Genomic DNA, 17,849 nt, shown 5'->3' with positions numbered 1-17,849 from the left:
GGGTTCCGCATTCGTTCAATCGTCGGCCCCGTCGACTTCCTTCACGCAGCCTCTCTCCCCATGTCCTCCGAATACTCGCTGACCCGCCCCCTGAACCTCCGTGACGTGCGCCATTGGGATGCCGATCACGACGTCGTGATCGTCGGCTTCGGCGCGGCCGGCGCGTGCGCGGCGATCGAAGCCGCAAGCGCCGGCGCCGACACGCTGATCGTCGAACGCGCGTCGAGCTACGGCGGCACGAGCGCGCTGTCGGGCGGCGAGATCTACCTCGGCGGCAGCGGCGGCACGCCCGCGCAGCGGCAGGCCGGCTTTCGCGACGACACGGAGGACCTGTTCCGCTACCTGATGCTCGCAGGTGGCCGCGACGCGGACGAGGCAAAGGTGCGCGCGTACGCGAACGAGAGCCTCGCGCATCACGACTGGCTCGTCGCGCAGGGGCTCACGTACAAGAACACGTTCATCGCCGAGCGGATCGTCGAGCCGGAAACCGACGACTGCCTGATCTGGTCCGGCAGCGAGGAGGCCTGGCCGTTCAGCGAGGCCGCGAAGCCGTGCCCGCGCGGCCACACGCCGCAATGGCCGGGCTGGGGCGGCGGCCAGATGCTGATGAACGTGCTGGCCGAACGCGTGCAGGCGCTCGGCGTCGCGACGCGCTACGACACGCGCGCGCTCGCGCTGATCGTCGACGATGCCGGTGACGTGTGCGGCGCGGTGCTGCGCGCGTATGGCGAGACCGCGTTCGTGCGCGCGCGGCGCGCGGTGATCCTGTGCGCGGGCGGTTTCGCGATGAACCGCGACATGGTGCGCCGCCACGCGCCGCTGCTGCTGCGCTCGGCCGATCCGATCGGCAGCCCCGGCGACGACGGCGCGGGCATCCTGCTGGGCGTGAGCGCGGGCGGCGTGGCGATCCACATGGACCAGGCGTTCGTCAGCCTGCCGTTCTATGCGCCGGAATCGCTGATCAACGGGATTTTCGTCAACGAACGCGGGCAGCGCTTCGTCAACGAGGACGGCTATCACGGCCGCACGGGCCAGCACGCGTTCCAGCAGCCCGGCGACCGGATCTACCTGCTCGTCGACCAGGCGAGCTATCAGGAACCACCCGCGATTGCGCGGATCGGCATCGCGGCGGCCGGCGAAACCTGGGAAGAGGTCGAGCGCGATCTGCAGATGCCGGCCGGCACGCTGACCGCGACCGTCCACGTCTACAACCGCCATGCGGCGCAAGGCGTCGATCCGCTGTTCCACAAGGCCGCGAAATGGCTGAAGCCGCTGAACGAGCCGCCGTTCGTCGCGCTCGACTGCCGGATCGACTACGCGTTCTATCCGCATTTCACGCTCGGCGGGCTCGACACGCTGCCGACCGGGCAAGTCGTCGACGCGACGCGCACGCCGGTGCGCGGCCTGTACGCGGCCGGCCGCACGACGTGCGGCTTGCCGCGCTGGGGCGCCGGGTACAGTTCGGGGCTGTCGCTCGCGGACGCGACGTTCTTCGGGCGGCAAGCGGGGCGTCACGCGGCGCGTGAGGACCGCGCCACGCTGAAGGATGCCGCGTAGCCGGGCTGCCGGCCCCCGACACGACGTCCGTTCACCGCCGGCGCATCGGCAGGACGCCGCCGCGATGACGACGACGGCCTGATCGGCGGCTGCGGCAGGCAAGGGGAAGCGACGAGGAAACCACGCAGAAAGGACGAGGAAACGACGGCGAGCGCGATCGGTCGCGCCGTCGTTTCCGTCGCGCTCAACCGATATCGAGCGCGTTCGTCAGATCCCCCGGCGGCATCTGTCCGCGCGCGGCGAACGCCCGGTCGCGCGCCATCACGCCGTCGAGCGGCGCGAGCCCGTGCACGCGGCTGATGAAGCGCAGGATCGAGTTCGTGTCGTACATCGTGTGGTCCACGTAGCCCTTCTTCGCGAACGGCGCGATCACGAGCGCCGGAATCCGCGAGCCGGGGCCCCAGCGGTCGCCCGTCGGCGGCGCGACGGGATCCCACCAGCCGCCGTTCTCGTCGTGCGTCATCACGATCACCGTGTTTGCCCATTGCGGCCCGCGCCGGATGTGCTCGATCACGGTCGCGATGTGCCGGTCGCCCGATTCGACATCCGCATAGCCCGCGTGCATGTTCAGGTTGCCCTGCGGCTTGTAGAACGTGACCGCAGGCAGGCGGCCCGCATCGATGTCGGCGAGGAAGCGGTTGGTCGACGGATCGTCGCCGAGCCGCGCGTCGCGCAGGTGGCGGCGTCGCGCGTCGGTGCCGGGCGCGTACTTGACGAAGTAATTGAACGGCTGATGGTGATACTGGAAATCGGGCACGGTGCCGGTGTCGCGATGCTCGAGCGCGAATTGCCACGCGCCGCTGTACCACGCCCAGTCGACGCCCTTGTCCGACAGCCGGTCGCCGATCGTCGCATATGCCTGCGGCGGCAGCACGCGGTGATCGGCCGGATCGGCATAGGTCGGGTTGCCGTTCTCGGGCGGCGGCACATAGCTCGGCTGATACGGCGGCGCCATCGTGTTCACGCCGTAGCCGTCGGGCGTGAGCGGGTTGTCGCGCGCGAACTTCGGCGGGCCGTCGAGCGCGGACGCCGGCGAATCGGCCGCCAGCTTCAGGCGCGTGCCGGCCGGGTCGTCGCCTTCGACGGCCGACAGCAGCTTCGCCGCTTGCGGATGCTTGTGCGCGTCCGGATACAGCGGCGCCTGCGCGGAAATCAGGAACATGTGGTTGAGCCACGAGCCGCCGAAAGCCGCCATGAAGAAATTGTCGCAAAGCGTGAATTCCTGTGCGAGCTTCCACAGCCGCAGCGTGTCCGCCGAATTCCGGTAATGCCCCATTACGAGGCCGCCCGAATCGGCCCACGCGGCGAACTGGTCGTTGCGGCCCGCGTTGATCTGCATCTGGTTCTGGTAGAAGCGGTGCCACAGGTCGCGCGTGATCACGCCGTTCGGCAGCGGCTTGCCGTGCGAGTCGCCGATCAGGAACGGCGCGTTCGGCAGCTTCTCGATGTCATGCTCGGCAATCATGTAGCGGCGGCCGTCGACCTCCTGCGCCAGCGGCACGAGCCCACCCCAGATCTTCGGCAGCACCGGCAGCGGCGTCTTGCCGTCGCGGTCGAGCTGCTGCGCATGCTCGCGCGATACCGTGCTCAACGGCGTCTGCACGCCGGGGAAATCGCCGTACAGGTTCGCGAAGCTGCGGTTCTCCGCATAGATCACGACGATGTTGCGCACGTGATGGCGCAGCGCGTCGTCGAGCCGGAGATCGGCCTCGGAGCGCGGCGCCGCGCTGGCCGATCGCGTGCTTTCGCAGCCGGCGAGCGCAACGCCGGCAACGCTCGCGCCGAGCGCGGCGATGCCGCCGAGCACGCGGCGGCGGTCGGGATCGTCGGGGAGGTCGTCGGGCCGGTCAGGGGTCTCGTTCACGTCGTGGGCTCCTCGGATGAGCGGGTGGATGGTCGTCGAATGCGTGGCAGGTCGGCGCGGGTGCCGCCGATGGTGACACCGATCGCGGCGCGCGCCAATTTGTCATGAAAATGTCACGAACGCGACTATAGCGCGATGAGGGTCGGGGTCAATGGAACAGGTCGGACAAAACAGCGCCGCGCACAGCGCTGCGAGACGCGCGGCAGCGAGCTAGACTGGATTTACGAGCCGCGTGCGCGCGCTCCGATGGCGCCGGCTGCCAGGCGCCACCGGCTGCGCGAACCGCGTGGCGTCGCGCGCGAGCCGGTGAAGCCGCCGGCCGCCGCGCCGCCGTGTGGGTCACGTGGAACCGCGCAGGCGGGACCACGATGCGGCACGAGAGAGTTGGTTGACGGCGCGCGCGGTTCGCGGGCCCGCGCATGACCGCGCGAACGCGCAAGCGCCCATTCATTTGACGAAACGAGGCGACGATGAACCACTCGAACTCCACTCCGATGCAGTCGGCCCTGCGGCGCGACCAGCGGCCGCCCGCCCATACCGACGACAGCTATCACGCGCCGAAGCGGCTCAAGACCGCGACCCGCTGCACGACGTGCGGCGCATCGTACGACGACGGACGCTGGACCTGGCACGCAGCGCCGGACGACGCAAAGGCGCAACAGTGTCCGGCCTGCAAGCGCACCGAAGATCGCGCGCCGGCCGGCGAACTGACCCTGAGCGGCCCGTACGTCGAGCGCCGCCGCGCGGACATCCTCGCGCTGCTCAACAATCAGGCGGACGACGAAACCCGTGCGCACCCGCTCGAACGGATCATGGAAATCGATGACGGGGATGCGTCGATGACCGTGCGCACGACCGGCGTGCACATGCTCCGGCGGCTCGGCAAGGCGATGGTGCGCGCGCACCACGGCAAGCTGACGCTGCATTACCCGGACGGCGAAGGGATGCTGCGCGCCGAATGGAAGCGCGCGGACGCATGAGCGCACGGAGCGTACGACGCCGCGCCCGCGTGTCCGGCCCGATGCCATGGACAGGAAATTCGACTATCCGGGACTGCTGATCGCGATCGGCTTCTTCGTGCTGTTCGCGGTGCAGTTGCTGATGCTGCACCCCGCGTCGACGTCGATCGCGTACAGCGATTTCCACCAGCTCGTCACCGCACGGCTCGTCGACGATCTCGAGATCAGTCCGGTGTCGATCTCCGGCACGCTGCGGATGCCTCAGGCGGCCGCGCTGCTGCCGGCGTCCGAGACGGCAGTCGTGAAGGAGGGCGGCGCACCGTGGCGCTTCACGACGAACCGCGTGACGGACGACCACCTGATCGACACGCTGACGGCCGCCGGCATCCGCTATCACGGCACGCCGGACACCGGCTGGCTCGCGTCGCTCGCGTCGTGGGTGCTGCCGCTGATCGGCTTCATCTTCATCTGGAACATGATGCTGCGGCGGCGCGGCGGGCTGCAGGACTTCAGCGGCATGGGCAAGAGCCAGGCGCGCGTGTACGTGCAGCAGGCCACCGGCATCACATTCGACGACATCGCCGGCATCGACGAGGCGAAGGCCGAACTGCAGCAGCTCGTCGCGTTCCTGCGCAATCCGGAACGCTACAGCCGGCTCGGCGGCAAGATCCCGAAGGGCGTGCTGATCGTCGGCGCGCCGGGCACCGGCAAGACGCTGCTCGCCCGCGCGGTCGCCGGCGAGGCCGCCGTGCCGTTCTTCTCGATCAGCGGATCGGCGTTCGTCGAGATGTTCGTCGGCGTCGGCGCGGCACGCGTGCGCGACCTGTTCGAGCAGGCGCAGCAGAAGGCGCCGTGCATCGTGTTCGTCGACGAGCTCGATGCGCTCGGCAAGGTGCGCGGCGTCGGCATGATGTCGGGCAACGACGAGCGCGAACAGACGCTCAACCAGCTGCTCGTCGAGATGGACGGCTTCCAGGCCAATTCCGGCGTGATCATCATGGCCGCGACCAACCGGCCCGAGATCCTCGATCCGGCGCTGCTGCGCCCGGGGCGTTTCGACCGGCACATCGCGATCGACCGGCCCGACCTGGGCGGCCGCAAGCAGATCCTCGGCGTGCACGTGAAGCACGTGAAGCTCTCATCCGGCGTCGATCTCGCCGAGCTGGCATCGCGCACGCCGGGGTTCGTCGGCGCGGATCTCGCGAACATCGTCAACGAGGCCGCGCTGCATGCAGCCGAACTCGGCAAGCCGGCCATCGAGATGGCCGACTTCGACGAGGCGATCGACCGTGCGATGACGGGCATGGAGCGCAAGAGCCGCGTGATGAACGAACAGGAGAAGGTGACGATCGCGTATCACGAGGCCGGCCACGCGCTCGTCGCGCAAAGCCGCACGCATTGCGATCCGGTCAAGAAGGTATCGATCATTCCGCGCGGCGTCGCGGCGCTCGGCTTCACGCAGCAGGTGCCGACCGAGGATCGCTACGTGCTGCGCAAGAGCGAGCTGCTCGACCGGCTCGACGCGCTGCTCGGCGGGCGGGTTGCCGAAGAGCTCGTGTTCGGCGACGTGTCGACCGGCGCGCAGAACGACCTCGAACGCGCGACCGCGATGGCGCGGCACATGGTCACGCAGTACGGGATGAGCCAGACCATCGGCCTCGCGACGTTCGACGATGCCGCACCGCGCGCGGGGATGCCCGGCTGGCAGCCGAGCGACGGCCGCTGCAGCGAGCACACGGCGAAGCTGATCGACGACGAGGTGCGCGCGCTGCTCGGGGACGCGCATGCACGGGTTGCCGCGACGCTCGGCGAGCGCCGCGATGCGCTCGAACGGATCGCGCGCCGCCTGCTCGAGTGCGAAGTGCTCGAACGCGACGAATTGCAGGGGCTGATCGCGCCGCCTGCCGACTTGCCACGCCGCGCTGCGGCCGACGCGGAAGCGCAGCAGGGCGCCGCGACGAGCGGGCCCGATGGCGCGCGCGCCGATGTGCATGACCTGATGACCTACGACGCGCCGCGCAAACCTGACCGCTGACGATCATTCACCGGATCAAGCCCGGAAAATGCCGATTGCACCGCGCGCGCCGCCGTGCGAAGAATCGATCGGCATCCGGCGCGTCGGCTCGCCTATCCCCCTTTTTCCGACGGAGTCGCCATGAGCGAAGAGCGTGTGTCGGTCGAAGTCGCACAACGCGACCGTTACCGATTCGAGGTCCGGTTTCCCGGCACGGACCTGCCTGTCATGCTGACCGACGAGCCATTGCCGCTCGGGCGGGGCGAGGGACCGAATCCGGTCCGCCTGCTGGCCGCGTCGGTTGCGAACTGTCTCGCCGCGAGCCTGTTGTTCGCGCTCGAGAAAAACAACACCGATCCGCAGCCGGTCACCGCGCAGATCGACGTCGACATGGTGCAGAGCGAAACCGGACGCGTGCGCGTCGGCGGAATGGCAGTGCGGCTGATGATCGGCAAACCGTGGGCCGATCTCGCGCTGGCGTCGCGCGCACTCGAGCAGTTCGACGCGCTGTGCGTCGTCACCGAAAGCGTGCGCACGGGCATACCTGTGTCGGTCGACGTGTGCGACGTGAACGGCGCGATCCTCGCGGACGTGCAGACGAGCCTTTGAGCGCGCTTCAGGGCTGCATCACGGCTGCTTCATGGCTGCGTGGCCGCCGCGGCCTCGGACGCCTCGGCGAGCGCGTCGAGAAAGCGCGTGCGCCACCAGTGCACGTCGAACTTGCGCACGGTCGCCATCAACGCCGAGTGACGCTGGCGCCGCTCGTCGAGCGACATCGCGAGCGCGCGCTGGATCGCCTGCGCGGTGCCTTGCGTATCGTAAGGATTGACGAGCAGCGCATCCTTCAGCTGCTCGGCCGCGCCGGCGAACCGTGACAGCACGAGCACGCCCGGATCGGTGTCGTCCTGCGCGGCGAGGAATTCCTTCGCGACGAGATTCATGCCGTCGCGCAGCGGCGTGACGAGCGCGACTCGGCTCGCGCGATACAGGCCCGGCAGCCGCCGGCGCGCGACGGTGCGGTGGATGTAGCGCATCGGCATCCATTCGAGCTCGCCGTAATCGCCGTTGATCGCGCCGCACAGGCTGTCCATCTCGCGCCGCAAATCGTCATACGCGCCGAGATCCTCGCGGCTCGGCGCGGCAATCTGGATCAGCGTCGCGCGGTTGCGGTTTTCCGGATACTGTTCGAGCAGCTGGCGAAATGCGTGCACGCGCTGCGGCAGCCCCTTCGTATAGTCGAGACGATCGACGCCGACGAGCAGCTGGCGGCGCGAATACTCGTCGCGCATCCGCTCGAACATCGCGATGCCGTCGCGATCGCCCGCGAGCGACGCGAATTCGTCGACGTTGATGCCGATCGGAAACGCGCCCGCCGACAACGTGCGGCCGAACGCGTGCAGCCGCCCGTCGGGCAGGCGCGCGGCGCCGGCTTCCGCTTCGACGTAATGCTCGAAGTGCAGCAGGTCCGCTTCGGTCTGGAAGCCGACGAGGTCGTACGCGAACAGCGAGCGCATCAGCCATTCGTGCTCCGGGATCGCCGCCATGATCGGCGGCGGCGGCATCGGAATGTGCAGGAAGAAGCCGATCGGGTTCATGCAGCCCATCGCACGCAATTCGGCCGCGAGCGGAATCAGCTGGTAATCGTGCACCCACAGCACGTCGTCGGGCCGCAGCAGCGTGCGCAGCTTGCGCGCAAAGAGCTGGTTCACGCGGCGATAGCCGTCAGCGAAACGTCGGTCGAATTGCGCGAGATCGAGCCGGTAGTGGAAGACCGGCCACAGCACGTTGTTCGAGTAGCCGAGGTAGTACGCGTCGTAATCCTGCGGATCGAGATCGATCGTCGCGAGCAGGATCCCGCCGACATTCTGCAACTGCACGTCGTCGCTGCGCCCGGGCGTATCGCCTTCGCCACGCAACCGTCCGCTCCAGCCGAACCATACGCCGCCGGTTTCCTGCAGGCTGTCCTTCACGGCAACGGCGAGCCCGCCGGCAGCGGCTTTGCGTGGATCTGCGATGCGATTCGATACGACGACGAGACGGCTCACCAGCTCTCCTGACGAATTGTGGGGAAGGGACTTGTGCGGCCATGCGGCGCGAAAGTTGCCGCCGTCGGCGCAATCGCGCACGACGGGGCCGCAATGATCGGACAGGTGTCAAGGCGCGCGACCCGCCGCCCGATCGGGAGTGCTTTTTTTAGGATACTCGGCATTCATCGGTTTTAAAAGCCTGCATCGTGCATGGGGTTACTCGAATCCTGCGATGTATACGCGGCGTCGGTGCCAATGCGCACCGATGCGCGGTGACGTTCAACACGCGTGCGTCTCCGTTTGCCCGGCGATGCCGCCGACGATCACCGACGCGAACGACGGATCGGGACGGAAGATCGTGATGCCTTTCAGGCGTTCGCGCCATGCGGCGAAGAACAGCGCGTCGACCTGCGCGAGCGAGCAGCGCCGGTCGACGTTGACGGTCTTCGAGATCGCCGCGTCGACGCACGGCTGCAACGCGGCGAGCATCGACACGTGATCGGCCGGATCGATGTCGCCGGCCTTCACGAAGTAGTCGGGCAGCGGCGCGTGATCGCCGTGCAGTTGCCGGAACAGCCGGTACGCATGATTCTCCGCACGAATCGCATGCACGTGGTTGTCGCCGGTGCGCACGTGGCGGCGCTGCACCCAGTCGATCGCGGGCTCGATGCCGTGCGAGCAGTTGTCGCCGAACGCGAGACTCACGCTGCCCGCCGGCGCGAACGACAGCAGATGACTGTTGCGCAGCCCGTGACGGGCAATCGCCTGGCGCACCGCGAGCGGCAGCGGCGCGCGATGCGCGGTGCTGTCGAGATAATCGGCGGGATCGTACGCGGGAAACACGCCGCGCTCGGCGGCGAGCGACGCCGATGCGGAGAACGCGTGCTGGCGCATCGTCAGCGCGATCTCGCGCGCGACCATCCGCGCGGCGCCGCTGTCGTAGCGCAGCCGCAGCATCGCCAGCGCATCGGCGAGCCCCGTCACGCCGATGCCGATGCGCCGCTTTTCGTGGGCTTCGCGCGCATGCGCCGCGAGCGGCCAGACCGTCAGGTCGATCACGTTGTCGAGCATGCGCACCAGCACGCGCGCCTCGTCGGCGAGCGTCGCGAAATCGAAATGCGGCTCGCCGTCGATGCCGAACGGATGGCGCACGAGCCGCGACAGGTCGATCGGCCCGAGCACGCAACTGCCGTAGGCGGGCAGCGGCTGCTCGCCGCACGGATTCGTCGCATCGATGCGCTCGCGCGCGCGCAGCGAATCGGCCGCGCCGATCGTGTCGAGAAACAGCAGCCCCGGTTCGGAACTGTCGCGCGCCTCGTTCACGATCACGCGCCACAGCGCGCGCGCCGGCAACGTTGCGTAGACCCAGTTGCCGTCCGGCAGCACCGTTTGCGTGCACGACGGCGCGCACGGCGGCACGCGATGACGCAGGATCCACGGCAGGTTGTCCGCGACCGCTTCCATGAACGCGTCGGTCACGCCGACCGACAGGTTGAACGTCGGCCAGCACCGCCGGCCGCGCTTCGCGCCGACGAACGCGACGATGTCCGGATGGTCGCAGCGCAGTACCGCCATTTGCGCGCCGTGCCGCGGCCCCTGGTACGGCAATGCGCGGCACAGCAGGTCGAAGCGGTCGATCGCCGCGCATACGTCGGGCGTATCGGGGCCACGCCGCTCGTAGGCCGCCGCGGGCGGCAGCGACGAAAAATCGTAGCCGACGCCGCCGCCCATCAGCAACGTGATGCGCGCTTCGTCGAGCGCCCGCGCAAGCGCCGCATGCACGGCCATGACCGACGCGTCGTCGGGCATCGCGACCGGATGCACGAAGCAGTTCACCATCGTGCCGTCCGGGCCTGCGCCCGCGTTCGCCATGATGCGGCCCGCGCCGATCGCGCCGCGCTGCATGTTGCGATAGAACTGCTGCTCGACGCGCGCGCGCGACGTCATCGGCTCGGCGAGCGCAAGCGCATGCGCGACGCGCCGGAATACTGCGGTGCGCGTCGTCTCGCCCCCACGCGCATAGCGATCGGCGAGCACTGCGGCACATACCGGCTGTTCGTCCATGGCGGCGCTTTCATGCGTGCGATAAGGACACTTTACGAAGCGCGCAAACGCCATTTTTGATTAAACGCAATTCGTCCACGGTAGGAAGAATGGCGGATCGGATGTCGGCTCGACAAGCCGTGCGTGCAGCGATCGAACGGGGCGCCGGTGCGATGAATCGGCGTGATGTGAAGTGTCGGCAGACGCTCCACGTCAGTGCGCGCGTCGTTGCAACAGCGCGTTCGTCGGACGGAGCGCAAACGTGTGCGCGCTGCCGACGCGCGCGTTTACGCGTGTTTGCGCATGTGTGCACCGTCACGCTCGAGCCGGCGACGCAGTCGCGGTACTCGAGCGCGACAATCCTGCGCACCCACGCACACCTCGCTGCGCGTTACGCCGCGGCCGACTGCCAGTCGCGCGCGCCGGCGGCCGCTGCGTGCGATGCGTGCGACGCGAATCGCGCGCGCTCGCCACCCGGCATCCGGAACGCGGCGACCGTCTCGGCGAGTTCACGCCCCTGCGCGTCGAGCGACTTCGACGCGGCCGCGGCCTGCTCGACGAGCGCCGCGTTCTGCTGCGTCGTCTGATCCATCTGCGTGATCGTCAGGTTGACCTGGTCGATACCGCGGCTCTGCTCGGCGGACGCGGCCGCGATTTCGCCCATGATGTCGGTCACGCGCGCGACCGCCTGCGTGACATCGGTCATCGTCCGGCCGGCTTCGCCGGCGAGCGTCGAGCCGTCGCGGATCGTCTGCACCGACGCGGTGATCAGCGCCTTGATCTCCTTCGCGGCTGTCGACGAGCGTTGCGCGAGGCTGCGCACCTCGCTCGCGACGACCGCGAAGCCGCGCCCCTGTTCGCCCGCGCGGGCCGCTTCGACCGCCGCGTTCAGCGCGAGGATGTTGGTCTGGAAGGCAATCCCTTCGATGATGCCGGTGATGTCCGCGATCTTCGACGAGCTGTCGCCGATCTCCGTCATCGTGTCGACGACGCGCCCGACCACATCGCTGCCGCGCTGCGCGACGTCCGACGCGTTCGCGGCAAGCGCGCTTGCCTGCTGCGCGTTTTCCGCATTGAGGCGCACCGTCGACGTGAATTGCTCCATCGTCGCGGCCGTCTCCTGCAGCGACGCGGCCTGTTCCTCGGTGCGCTGGCTCAGGTCGAGGTTGCCCGACGCGATCTCGCCGACTGCGGTCGCGATGCTGTTCGACGAATCGCGCACGCGGCTCACGATGTCGATCAGCCGTGCATTCATCGTATGCAACGCGTCGAGCAGGTCGCGCGTCTCGTCGTTGCCGCGCACGTGGATTTGACTGCCGAGATCGCCGTCGGCCACCGTGCGCGCGACGTCGACCGCCTTGCCGATCGGCCTGGAGATCGCCCGCGTGATCCACAGGCCGCCGCCGACCGCGAGCACCACCGCCAGCACGCTGATCACGACGAGCAGGTTGCGCTCGCTCGCATAGCGGGCCGCGAACGCCTGCGCGATCACGAGTTCGCGCGCGCGTGTGTGAGTCGCGTATGCGTCGGTCGCGTGCACGAGCTGCGCGAGCAGCGGGCGGCAATGGTCATTGATTTCAGCGATCGCTTCGTCCTTCTTGCCGCTTTGCGCGAGGCCGACGATGTTCAGCGCGACCGGGCCGTAGCTGCGCTCGATGCGTGCGATGTCGTCGACCAGTTCGCGCGCCCGGTCGGTCGCGCCGCTCCCGGCCCCGACCAGCTCATTCAGCTTCGCGAGGCGGTCCTGCACATCCTTGTGCGCACGCTGCACGTCAGCCAGTTCGAGTTCGACATCGGCCGGCTTCGTGACGAGCACGAGGTTGCGCGCCGCGATCGCACGCTCGTCGACCGCCGTGCGGATCTGCGCGGCCAGGTTCGCGCGCGCATTGACGCCGTTCATGTACCGCGAAAACTCGTCGTTCGTATCGGACAGTGCCTTGAGCGCCATGCCCGACACGATCACGACGACCGCGGCAAGCAGGCCGAAGCCGCCAAGCAGTTTTGCTTTGATGGACAGTCTGGCGATTTTCACGTTTGGCCTCTCGGAGGAAGGAGTAGCGGTAGGGTTGTTGTTGTTCAACCCGCTATCCGGGTCGTGCCGGCATTAACGGGTATTTTTGATCGACCTTTACCCTTCCTAAACCCTGATTTTTTCAAATTCACCGTTTTCGGGCGGGCCATCCGGCTCGACTGTTGCGGGATTTGAAAAGGCCAAAATCATTCGTGATTGAATTATTTATTGTCGAACAAGCAGCGAGGCCATTGCCGAAAACTCAACCGACCCGATTAAATCTGAATTTCACCAGTAAATACATTTCAATTTGCCTGATTGCATCCTTTCAATATGACTTTTATTGCTGCGATCGTTCGCAATACGCAATTGGAGCGCGGCCTGCGTGCATGACGTGACGCAGGCCCGTTTACCGGAGCGGCTGGTCGGCTGCACACCGCCACTCGCGCCGGCGTCCAGCCGGACAGGGCGGCGCGCATGCGCACCGCCGCTGCTGCGTGACGTCGACCGCCGGCGCGGTCAGAACGTCGTCCGCAAGCCGGCCATCACGCTGCGGCCGCCTTCCGGCGCGAAGCCGCGCACGACCGAGCTCGCGTAGCGGATGTCCTGGTTCGTCAGGTTGTCGCCGCGCAGGTACGCGAGCCAGTGCGTCGCGCCAACCCGGAACTTGTAGGTCAGCATCACGCCGAGCGACGTATAGCCGGCGGTCGGCAGGTCGTTGTCCGGCACGCGGTGCTGCGCCCACGCGTGCGTGACCTGCGCACGCGCGCCGAACGGCCCGTACCCGTAGTCGGCCGCGAGCGTCGCGCGCAGCGGCGCGATGCGCGGCAGCGGCTGGCCGGTGTCGACATTGCGCGCATGCGTGTAGTCGGCGATCAGTTCGAGATCGACCGTATGACCGCGCCGCGCGAACGCGCGCCACTTGCCGTCCAGTTCGACGCCGTAGAACTCGGCGCGCACGCCACGATAGACGGCCTCGTACAGCGCGCCGTCGGTGCCGGGCGCGACCGGCTCGCCGTCGCCGTCGACGACGCGGCCCGTATTGAACTCCGTCAGGTAGTTCGAGAAACGGTTGTAGAACATGCCGACGCTGCCGCGGTTCGGCCCGCTCGCGTAGCGCAGCGACAGGTCGGTCGACACCGCTTTTTCCTTTTGAGCGTTCGGATTGCCGATCAGGAACTGGCCGGTCGCGTCGTGCGGGCCGTTCGAATACAGCTCATAGAACGTCGGCGCGCGCTCCGTGTACGCGACGTTCGCGGCCACCGACCACATTGGCGTCAGCGCGAACAGCGCGCCTGCGGACACGCTGCCTGCGTTGACGTCACGCGGCTGCGCGCCGGCGAATTTCTCGACGCCCGCCGGATCGGGCTGCAGCTTCACATGCTCGTAGCGGCCGCCGACGCTCAGCTTCAATGCGTCCGACACCTGCCATTCCTCGAGCCCGAACAGCGCGACGCTCGTCGTGCGCGTGCTCGGCACGAGGGTTTCGTCGCCGAGCGCGGAGAACGTGTTCTGGCCGAACTGCACGCCGAGCGCCCCCTCGAACGGGCCGACCTTGCGGTGGCGCGCCTCGATGCGCGCTTCGTAACCACGATTGCGGAACATCGTCGCGGTTTCGCCGTGGTCGACTTCCTTGTGCCGGTAATCGGTGTACGCGAAGTCGAATTTGAGCTGCGAGAACGGCCCGCGCAGGTTGCGCAGCTCGGACGCGACCGTGAGGCGCTCCTGGCGCATCCGCAGGCGCACGTCGTCCTCGGCGACGGAACCGTAGTTCGACTCGTAGCCGCTGTACGACAGGCCCGTGAAGCCGTCCGCCCACGTGTACGATGCACCGACCGCGCCGCCGTGCACGCGGCCGTCGCTGTTCGGCACGCTGCCGTACGGCTGCGGCGCGTCCGGGCCGTCTAGCGCCCGCTGCGCGTCGCTATGCGCGTAGCCGGGAATTCGCAGCTTGCTCGTCTCGCGGTCGAACGCGTCGATGTGGAACGCGAAGCGGCCGTTGCCGCCTTCGACCTGTGCGGCGCCCGCGCGCACCGAATTCGCGCCGCCGTAACGTGCATCGAGCGCGCCCGTCACGCCTTCGATCGCGTCGCGCGGAATGCGGTTGTCGATCGTATTGACGACGCCGCCCACCGCATTGCCGCCGTACAGCAGCGCAGCCGGGCCGCGCACGATCTCGACGCGCTCGATCGTCAGCGGATCCTGCGGCACCGCGTGGTCGAACGACAGCGACGACGCGTCATACGCGGCGACGCCGTTCTGCAGCAGCCGGATCCGGTCGCCGTCCATCCCGCGGATGATCGGGCGGCCGACCATCGGGCCGTAGGTCGTCGTCGACACGCCCGGCAGGCCGTTCAGCGTTTCGCCGAGCGAATCGGCCTGGCGGCGCGTCAGCGCATTGCCGGACAGTTGCGCGGTTGGCGCGATCAGTTGCGCGTCGCCGAGCGGGTTCGCGGTCACGAAGATCGGCGCGAGCGCCACGCCGGCGGACTCGTTGGCTTCGGCGGGCGTATCGGTCTGCGCGTGCGCGACGGTCGCGAGCAGCATCAAGGAAAGCGGGGAGAGCGGGCGGAGGGGTAAACGAGGCTGGTCGCGCATGGTCGGTGTGGTCGTTCGGGTGAAGTCAAACCAGGCCACCGCGCGCGCTGGAAACGATATATTGTTGCATTCGCCGCGCGCAGTAACCCATCGGGATCGGGCCTGATGACGGGACTTGCACGTACGTGCCGGCGTAGGTGCCATGTCCCGGCGACGGCCGAGTCGGCGAAATGATACGTTATATCATTTCAAATTCAAAACGGAGGCTTTCATCCCGACTCGAGCAATCACGCGAAACCGGGGACGACAGCCGTTTTCGGCAGGCCTTCGGTCAGGCCGGTGAGGGGATGGAATCCGCACGCGCCGGCCGGGCAATCGTTCGCGCGTCCGGTTGAAATCGCCTGAGTCCGGCATCTGTTTTCACGCCCGCCGCCGTCGCGTCCCGCGCGCCGAATCCGCGCGCTGCGGCGTTTCGCGACAGGCTTTCGCCGCCACGCGCGGCCCGGCGCGTTGACGCGCATCAACCGTCCGCCATCCCGCGCGCGGATACTGGGGCGTTCATCGACCAGACAGGAGCGACGCATGACGCAAACCATGAAAGCCGCGGTGGTGCACGCGTTCGGCGAACCATTGCGCATCGAGGAGGTGCCGGTGCCGACGCCCGGCCCGGGCCAGATCCTCGTCAACATCAAGGCGTCGGGCGTCTGCCATACCGACCTACACGCGGCCGACGGCGACTGGCCGGTCAAGCCGTCGCTGCCGTTCATTCCGGGGCACGAAGGGGTGGGCGTCGTCGCGGCGGTCGGCGCTGGCGTCACGCATGTGCGCGAGGGCGACCGCGTCGGCGTGCCATGGCTGTACACGGCCTGCGGGCATTGCGAACACTGCTACAGCGGCTGGGAAACGCTGTGTCACCAGCAGCAGAACACTGGCTACTCGGTCAACGGCAGCTACGCGGAATACGTGCTCGCCGATCCGGACTACGTCGGCCATCTTCCCGCGCAGGTCGCGTTCGACGAGATCGCGCCGATCCTGTGCGCGGGCGTGACGGTCTACAAGGGCATACGCGTGACGGACACGCGACCCGGCCAGTGGCTCGCGATCTCCGGGATCGGCGGGCTCGGGCATGTCGCCGTGCAATATGCGCGCGCGATGGGATTGCACGTCGCGGCGATCGACGTCGCGCCCGAGAAGCTCGCGCTCGCGAAGCAGCTCGGCGCGGAGCTGACGATCGACGCGTCGACCGACGATCCGGCCGCGGTCATCCAGAAGACCATCGGCGGCGCGCACGGCGTGCTCGTTACCGCGGTGTCGAGGAGCGCGTTCGCGCAGGCGCTCGGGATGGTGCGGCGTGGCGGCACGGTCGCGCTGAACGGCCTGCCGCCCGGCGATTTTCCGCTGCCGATCTTCTCGACCGTGCTGAACGGGATCACCGTGCGCGGCTCAATCGTCGGCACGCGGCGCGACCTGCAGGAATCGCTCGACTTCGCGGCGGACGGGCTCGTGCGCGCGCACATCCATCGCGACCGGCTCGGCAACATCAACGACGTGTTCGCGAAGCTGCGCGCGGGGCAGGTCGACGGGCGCATCGTGCTGACCGACATGCAGTGATCCCGACGGCGTGCCGGCCTTGCCGCGACAAAGCGCGCGGCTCCCCGGCACGCCGCATTCCGTACCGCGTGCGGACCACCCGTCCGGTCACGCCATCTGCCCGATGGTCTTGCGGAACCGCTTCAACGACAGCAGGAACAGCACGCCCCCGATCGCGAACAGAATCGCAAACTGCGGCCACACCGCGTCGAGGCCCGCGCCGCGATACAGGATGCGTTGCGCGAGCTCGACGAAATGGGTCGTCGGCGCGGCGAGCATCACGTCCTGCACGGCCACCGGCATGCTCTCGCGCGGCGTCAGCCCACCGGACAGCAATTGCAGCGGCAGCAGCACCAGCACGAGCAGCATGCCGAACTGCGGCATGCTGCGCACGAGCGTCGCGAGAAAGATCCCCATCGACGTCGTCGCGAACAGGTGCAGCGCCATGCCGGCGACGAACAGGCCGAGCGAGCCCGGGATCGGCACCTGCAGCGCGCCTTGCACGACGAAGACGAGCGACGCCAGCGCCGCGACCGTCACGACGAGCCCCATCGACCAGACTTTCGCGAGCATGATCTCGGCGGGCGTGACCGGCATCACGAGCAGGTGTTCGATCGTCCCGTGCTCGCGCTCGCGGATCAGCGCCGCGCCCGTGAGGATCATCGACAGCATCGTGACGTTGTTGATGACTTCCATCAGCGCGCCGAACCAGACCTCGTCGAGATTCGGATTGAAACGCATGTGCACCGCGAGATCGACCGGAAGATCGGAGCCGCCGCGATAGCGGCGCACGAACGCGTCGATCTCGCCCGAGACGATCTGCTGCACGTAGCCGCTGCCCGTGAACGCCTGGCTCATCCGTGTCGCGTCGACGTCCAGCTGGATCGTCGCGGGGCGTCCCGCCAGCATGTCGCGCTGGAAGTTCGGCGGGATGTCGAGCGCGAACGTGTAGTCGCCGTCGTCGAGCCCTCGATCGGCCGACGCGGCCCCGACCATCGCGGGCGGCGTGAACTGCGGCGGAAAGAACGCCGCCGCGAGGCGAGCGGACAATGGCGACGCGTCCTCGTCGACGATCGCGATCGGCGCCTTGTGCAGCGTGTCGGGCCGCGCGGTGGCGGCGGCGTAGATCGACACGCTGAACGTGTAGACGATCAGCACGAGCAGGATCGGGTCGCGCGCGAGGCTCCACAGTTCCTTGATCCCGAGCCGGTAGATGGTCAGCAGACTGGTCAGCAGACGCTGCATG

At 68.2% G+C, this 17,849-nt stretch carries 12 protein-coding genes; 5 read left to right on the top strand and 7 right to left on the bottom strand.

The genetic code is table 11. From position 1 onward, the window contains the following. Positions 1-60 precede the first annotated feature (60 nt). Positions 61-1,557, top strand: coding sequence for an FAD-dependent oxidoreductase (locus ACV22Z_RS31620; protein WP_448080172.1), 1,497 nt, complete (start codon positions 61-63; stop codon positions 1,555-1,557). Between the two features lie 184 nt (positions 1,558-1,741). On the opposite strand, the gene ACV22Z_RS31615 is transcribed toward ACV22Z_RS31620, so the two are convergent. Continuing rightward, positions 1,742-3,421, bottom strand: a complete 1,680-nt coding sequence (locus ACV22Z_RS31615; protein WP_448080171.1) for an acid phosphatase — start codon at positions 3,419-3,421, stop codon at positions 1,742-1,744. A gap of 470 nt (positions 3,422-3,891) precedes the next feature. Between ACV22Z_RS31615 and ACV22Z_RS31610 the strand changes: the two genes are divergently transcribed. The 3 genes from ACV22Z_RS31610 (at position 3,892) to ACV22Z_RS31600 (ending at position 7,003) form a co-directional block, all read left to right on the top strand. Then, the gene (locus tag ACV22Z_RS31610; protein ID WP_448080170.1) at positions 3,892-4,401 is read left to right on the top strand and encodes a BCAM0308 family protein; all 510 of its coding nucleotides are present in this window, start codon (positions 3,892-3,894) and stop codon (positions 4,399-4,401) included. A gap of 46 nt (positions 4,402-4,447) precedes the next feature. Then, positions 4,448-6,415 (top strand): ATP-dependent zinc metalloprotease FtsH, encoded by a 1,968-nt coding sequence (gene ftsH, locus ACV22Z_RS31605; protein WP_448080169.1) that lies wholly within the window; start codon positions 4,448-4,450, stop codon positions 6,413-6,415. A 120-nt stretch (positions 6,416-6,535) separates the two neighbouring features. Then, positions 6,536-7,003 (top strand): OsmC family protein, encoded by a 468-nt coding sequence (locus ACV22Z_RS31600; RefSeq protein WP_448080168.1) that lies wholly within the window; start codon positions 6,536-6,538, stop codon positions 7,001-7,003. Between the two features lie 29 nt (positions 7,004-7,032). Here the strand turns inward: ACV22Z_RS31600 and otsA are convergent, their stop codons facing one another. The 5 genes from otsA to ACV22Z_RS31575 form a co-directional block, all read right to left on the bottom strand. Beyond that, entirely contained in the window at positions 7,033-8,439 is a 1,407-nt protein-coding gene (otsA, locus tag ACV22Z_RS31595) for an alpha,alpha-trehalose-phosphate synthase (UDP-forming) (RefSeq protein ID WP_448080167.1), read from the bottom strand. Positions 8,440-8,700: 261 nt separating this feature from the next. Further along, positions 8,701-10,485, bottom strand: a complete 1,785-nt coding sequence (locus ACV22Z_RS31590) for an adenosylcobalamin-dependent ribonucleoside-diphosphate reductase (protein ID WP_448080166.1) — start codon at positions 10,483-10,485, stop codon at positions 8,701-8,703. A gap of 370 nt (positions 10,486-10,855) precedes the next feature. After that, on the bottom strand, positions 10,856-12,496 hold the full coding sequence (locus ACV22Z_RS31585) for a methyl-accepting chemotaxis protein (RefSeq protein WP_448080165.1): 1,641 nt from the start codon (positions 12,494-12,496) through the stop codon (positions 10,856-10,858). Positions 12,497-12,994: 498 nt separating this feature from the next. Next, positions 12,995-15,022 (bottom strand): TonB-dependent receptor, encoded by a 2,028-nt coding sequence (locus ACV22Z_RS31580; protein ID WP_448080164.1) that lies wholly within the window; start codon positions 15,020-15,022, stop codon positions 12,995-12,997. 278 nt (positions 15,023-15,300) lie between these two features. Continuing rightward, a complete protein-coding gene (locus ACV22Z_RS31575; protein ID WP_448080163.1) occupies positions 15,301-15,597 on the bottom strand; it encodes a hypothetical protein in 297 nt (98 codons plus the stop codon). Here ACV22Z_RS31575 and adhP point away from each other — a divergent pair. Then, positions 15,596-16,624: an alcohol dehydrogenase AdhP gene (gene adhP / locus ACV22Z_RS31570; RefSeq protein ID WP_448080162.1), complete on the top strand. Its 1,029-nt coding sequence runs from the start codon at positions 15,596-15,598 to the stop codon at positions 16,622-16,624. The two genes, ACV22Z_RS31575 and adhP, sit on opposite strands and share 2 nt — an antisense overlap. An 87-nt stretch (positions 16,625-16,711) precedes the next feature. Here adhP and ACV22Z_RS31565 read toward each other — a convergent pair whose 3' ends face one another. After that, positions 16,712-17,848 (bottom strand): ABC transporter permease, encoded by a 1,137-nt coding sequence (locus ACV22Z_RS31565; protein ID WP_448080161.1) that lies wholly within the window; start codon positions 17,846-17,848, stop codon positions 16,712-16,714. Position 17,849: the final 1 nt, after the last annotated feature.

Source organism: Burkholderia sp. PU8-34, assembly GCF_053427725.1.
Note: the sequence above shows the minus strand (reverse complement) of the source record. Positions and strands in the feature narration are given on the sequence as shown.

Bases quoted from the DNA above. Each gene is read 5' to 3' on its own strand.
- ACV22Z_RS31590 (WP_448080166.1), bottom strand. From the start codon at position 10,485: ATGGACGAACAGCCGGTATGTGCCGCAGTGCTCGCCGATCGCTATGCG.
- ftsH (WP_448080169.1), top strand. From the start codon at position 4,448: ATGGACAGGAAATTCGACTATCCGGGACTGCTGATCGCGATCGGCTTC.
- ACV22Z_RS31600 (WP_448080168.1), top strand. From the start codon at position 6,536: ATGAGCGAAGAGCGTGTGTCGGTCGAAGTCGCACAACGCGACCGTTAC.
- ACV22Z_RS31580 (WP_448080164.1), bottom strand. From the start codon at position 15,022: ATGCTGCTCGCGACCGTCGCGCACGCGCAGACCGATACGCCCGCCGAA.
- ACV22Z_RS31575 (WP_448080163.1), bottom strand. From the start codon at position 15,597: ATGCGTCGCTCCTGTCTGGTCGATGAACGCCCCAGTATCCGCGCGCGG.
- ACV22Z_RS31565 (WP_448080161.1), bottom strand. From the start codon at position 17,848: ATGCAGCGTCTGCTGACCAGTCTGCTGACCATCTACCGGCTCGGGATC.
- adhP (WP_448080162.1), top strand. From the start codon at position 15,596: ATGACGCAAACCATGAAAGCCGCGGTGGTGCACGCGTTCGGCGAACCA.
- ACV22Z_RS31620 (WP_448080172.1), top strand. From the start codon at position 61: ATGTCCTCCGAATACTCGCTGACCCGCCCCCTGAACCTCCGTGACGTG.
- ACV22Z_RS31610 (WP_448080170.1), top strand. From the start codon at position 3,892: ATGAACCACTCGAACTCCACTCCGATGCAGTCGGCCCTGCGGCGCGAC.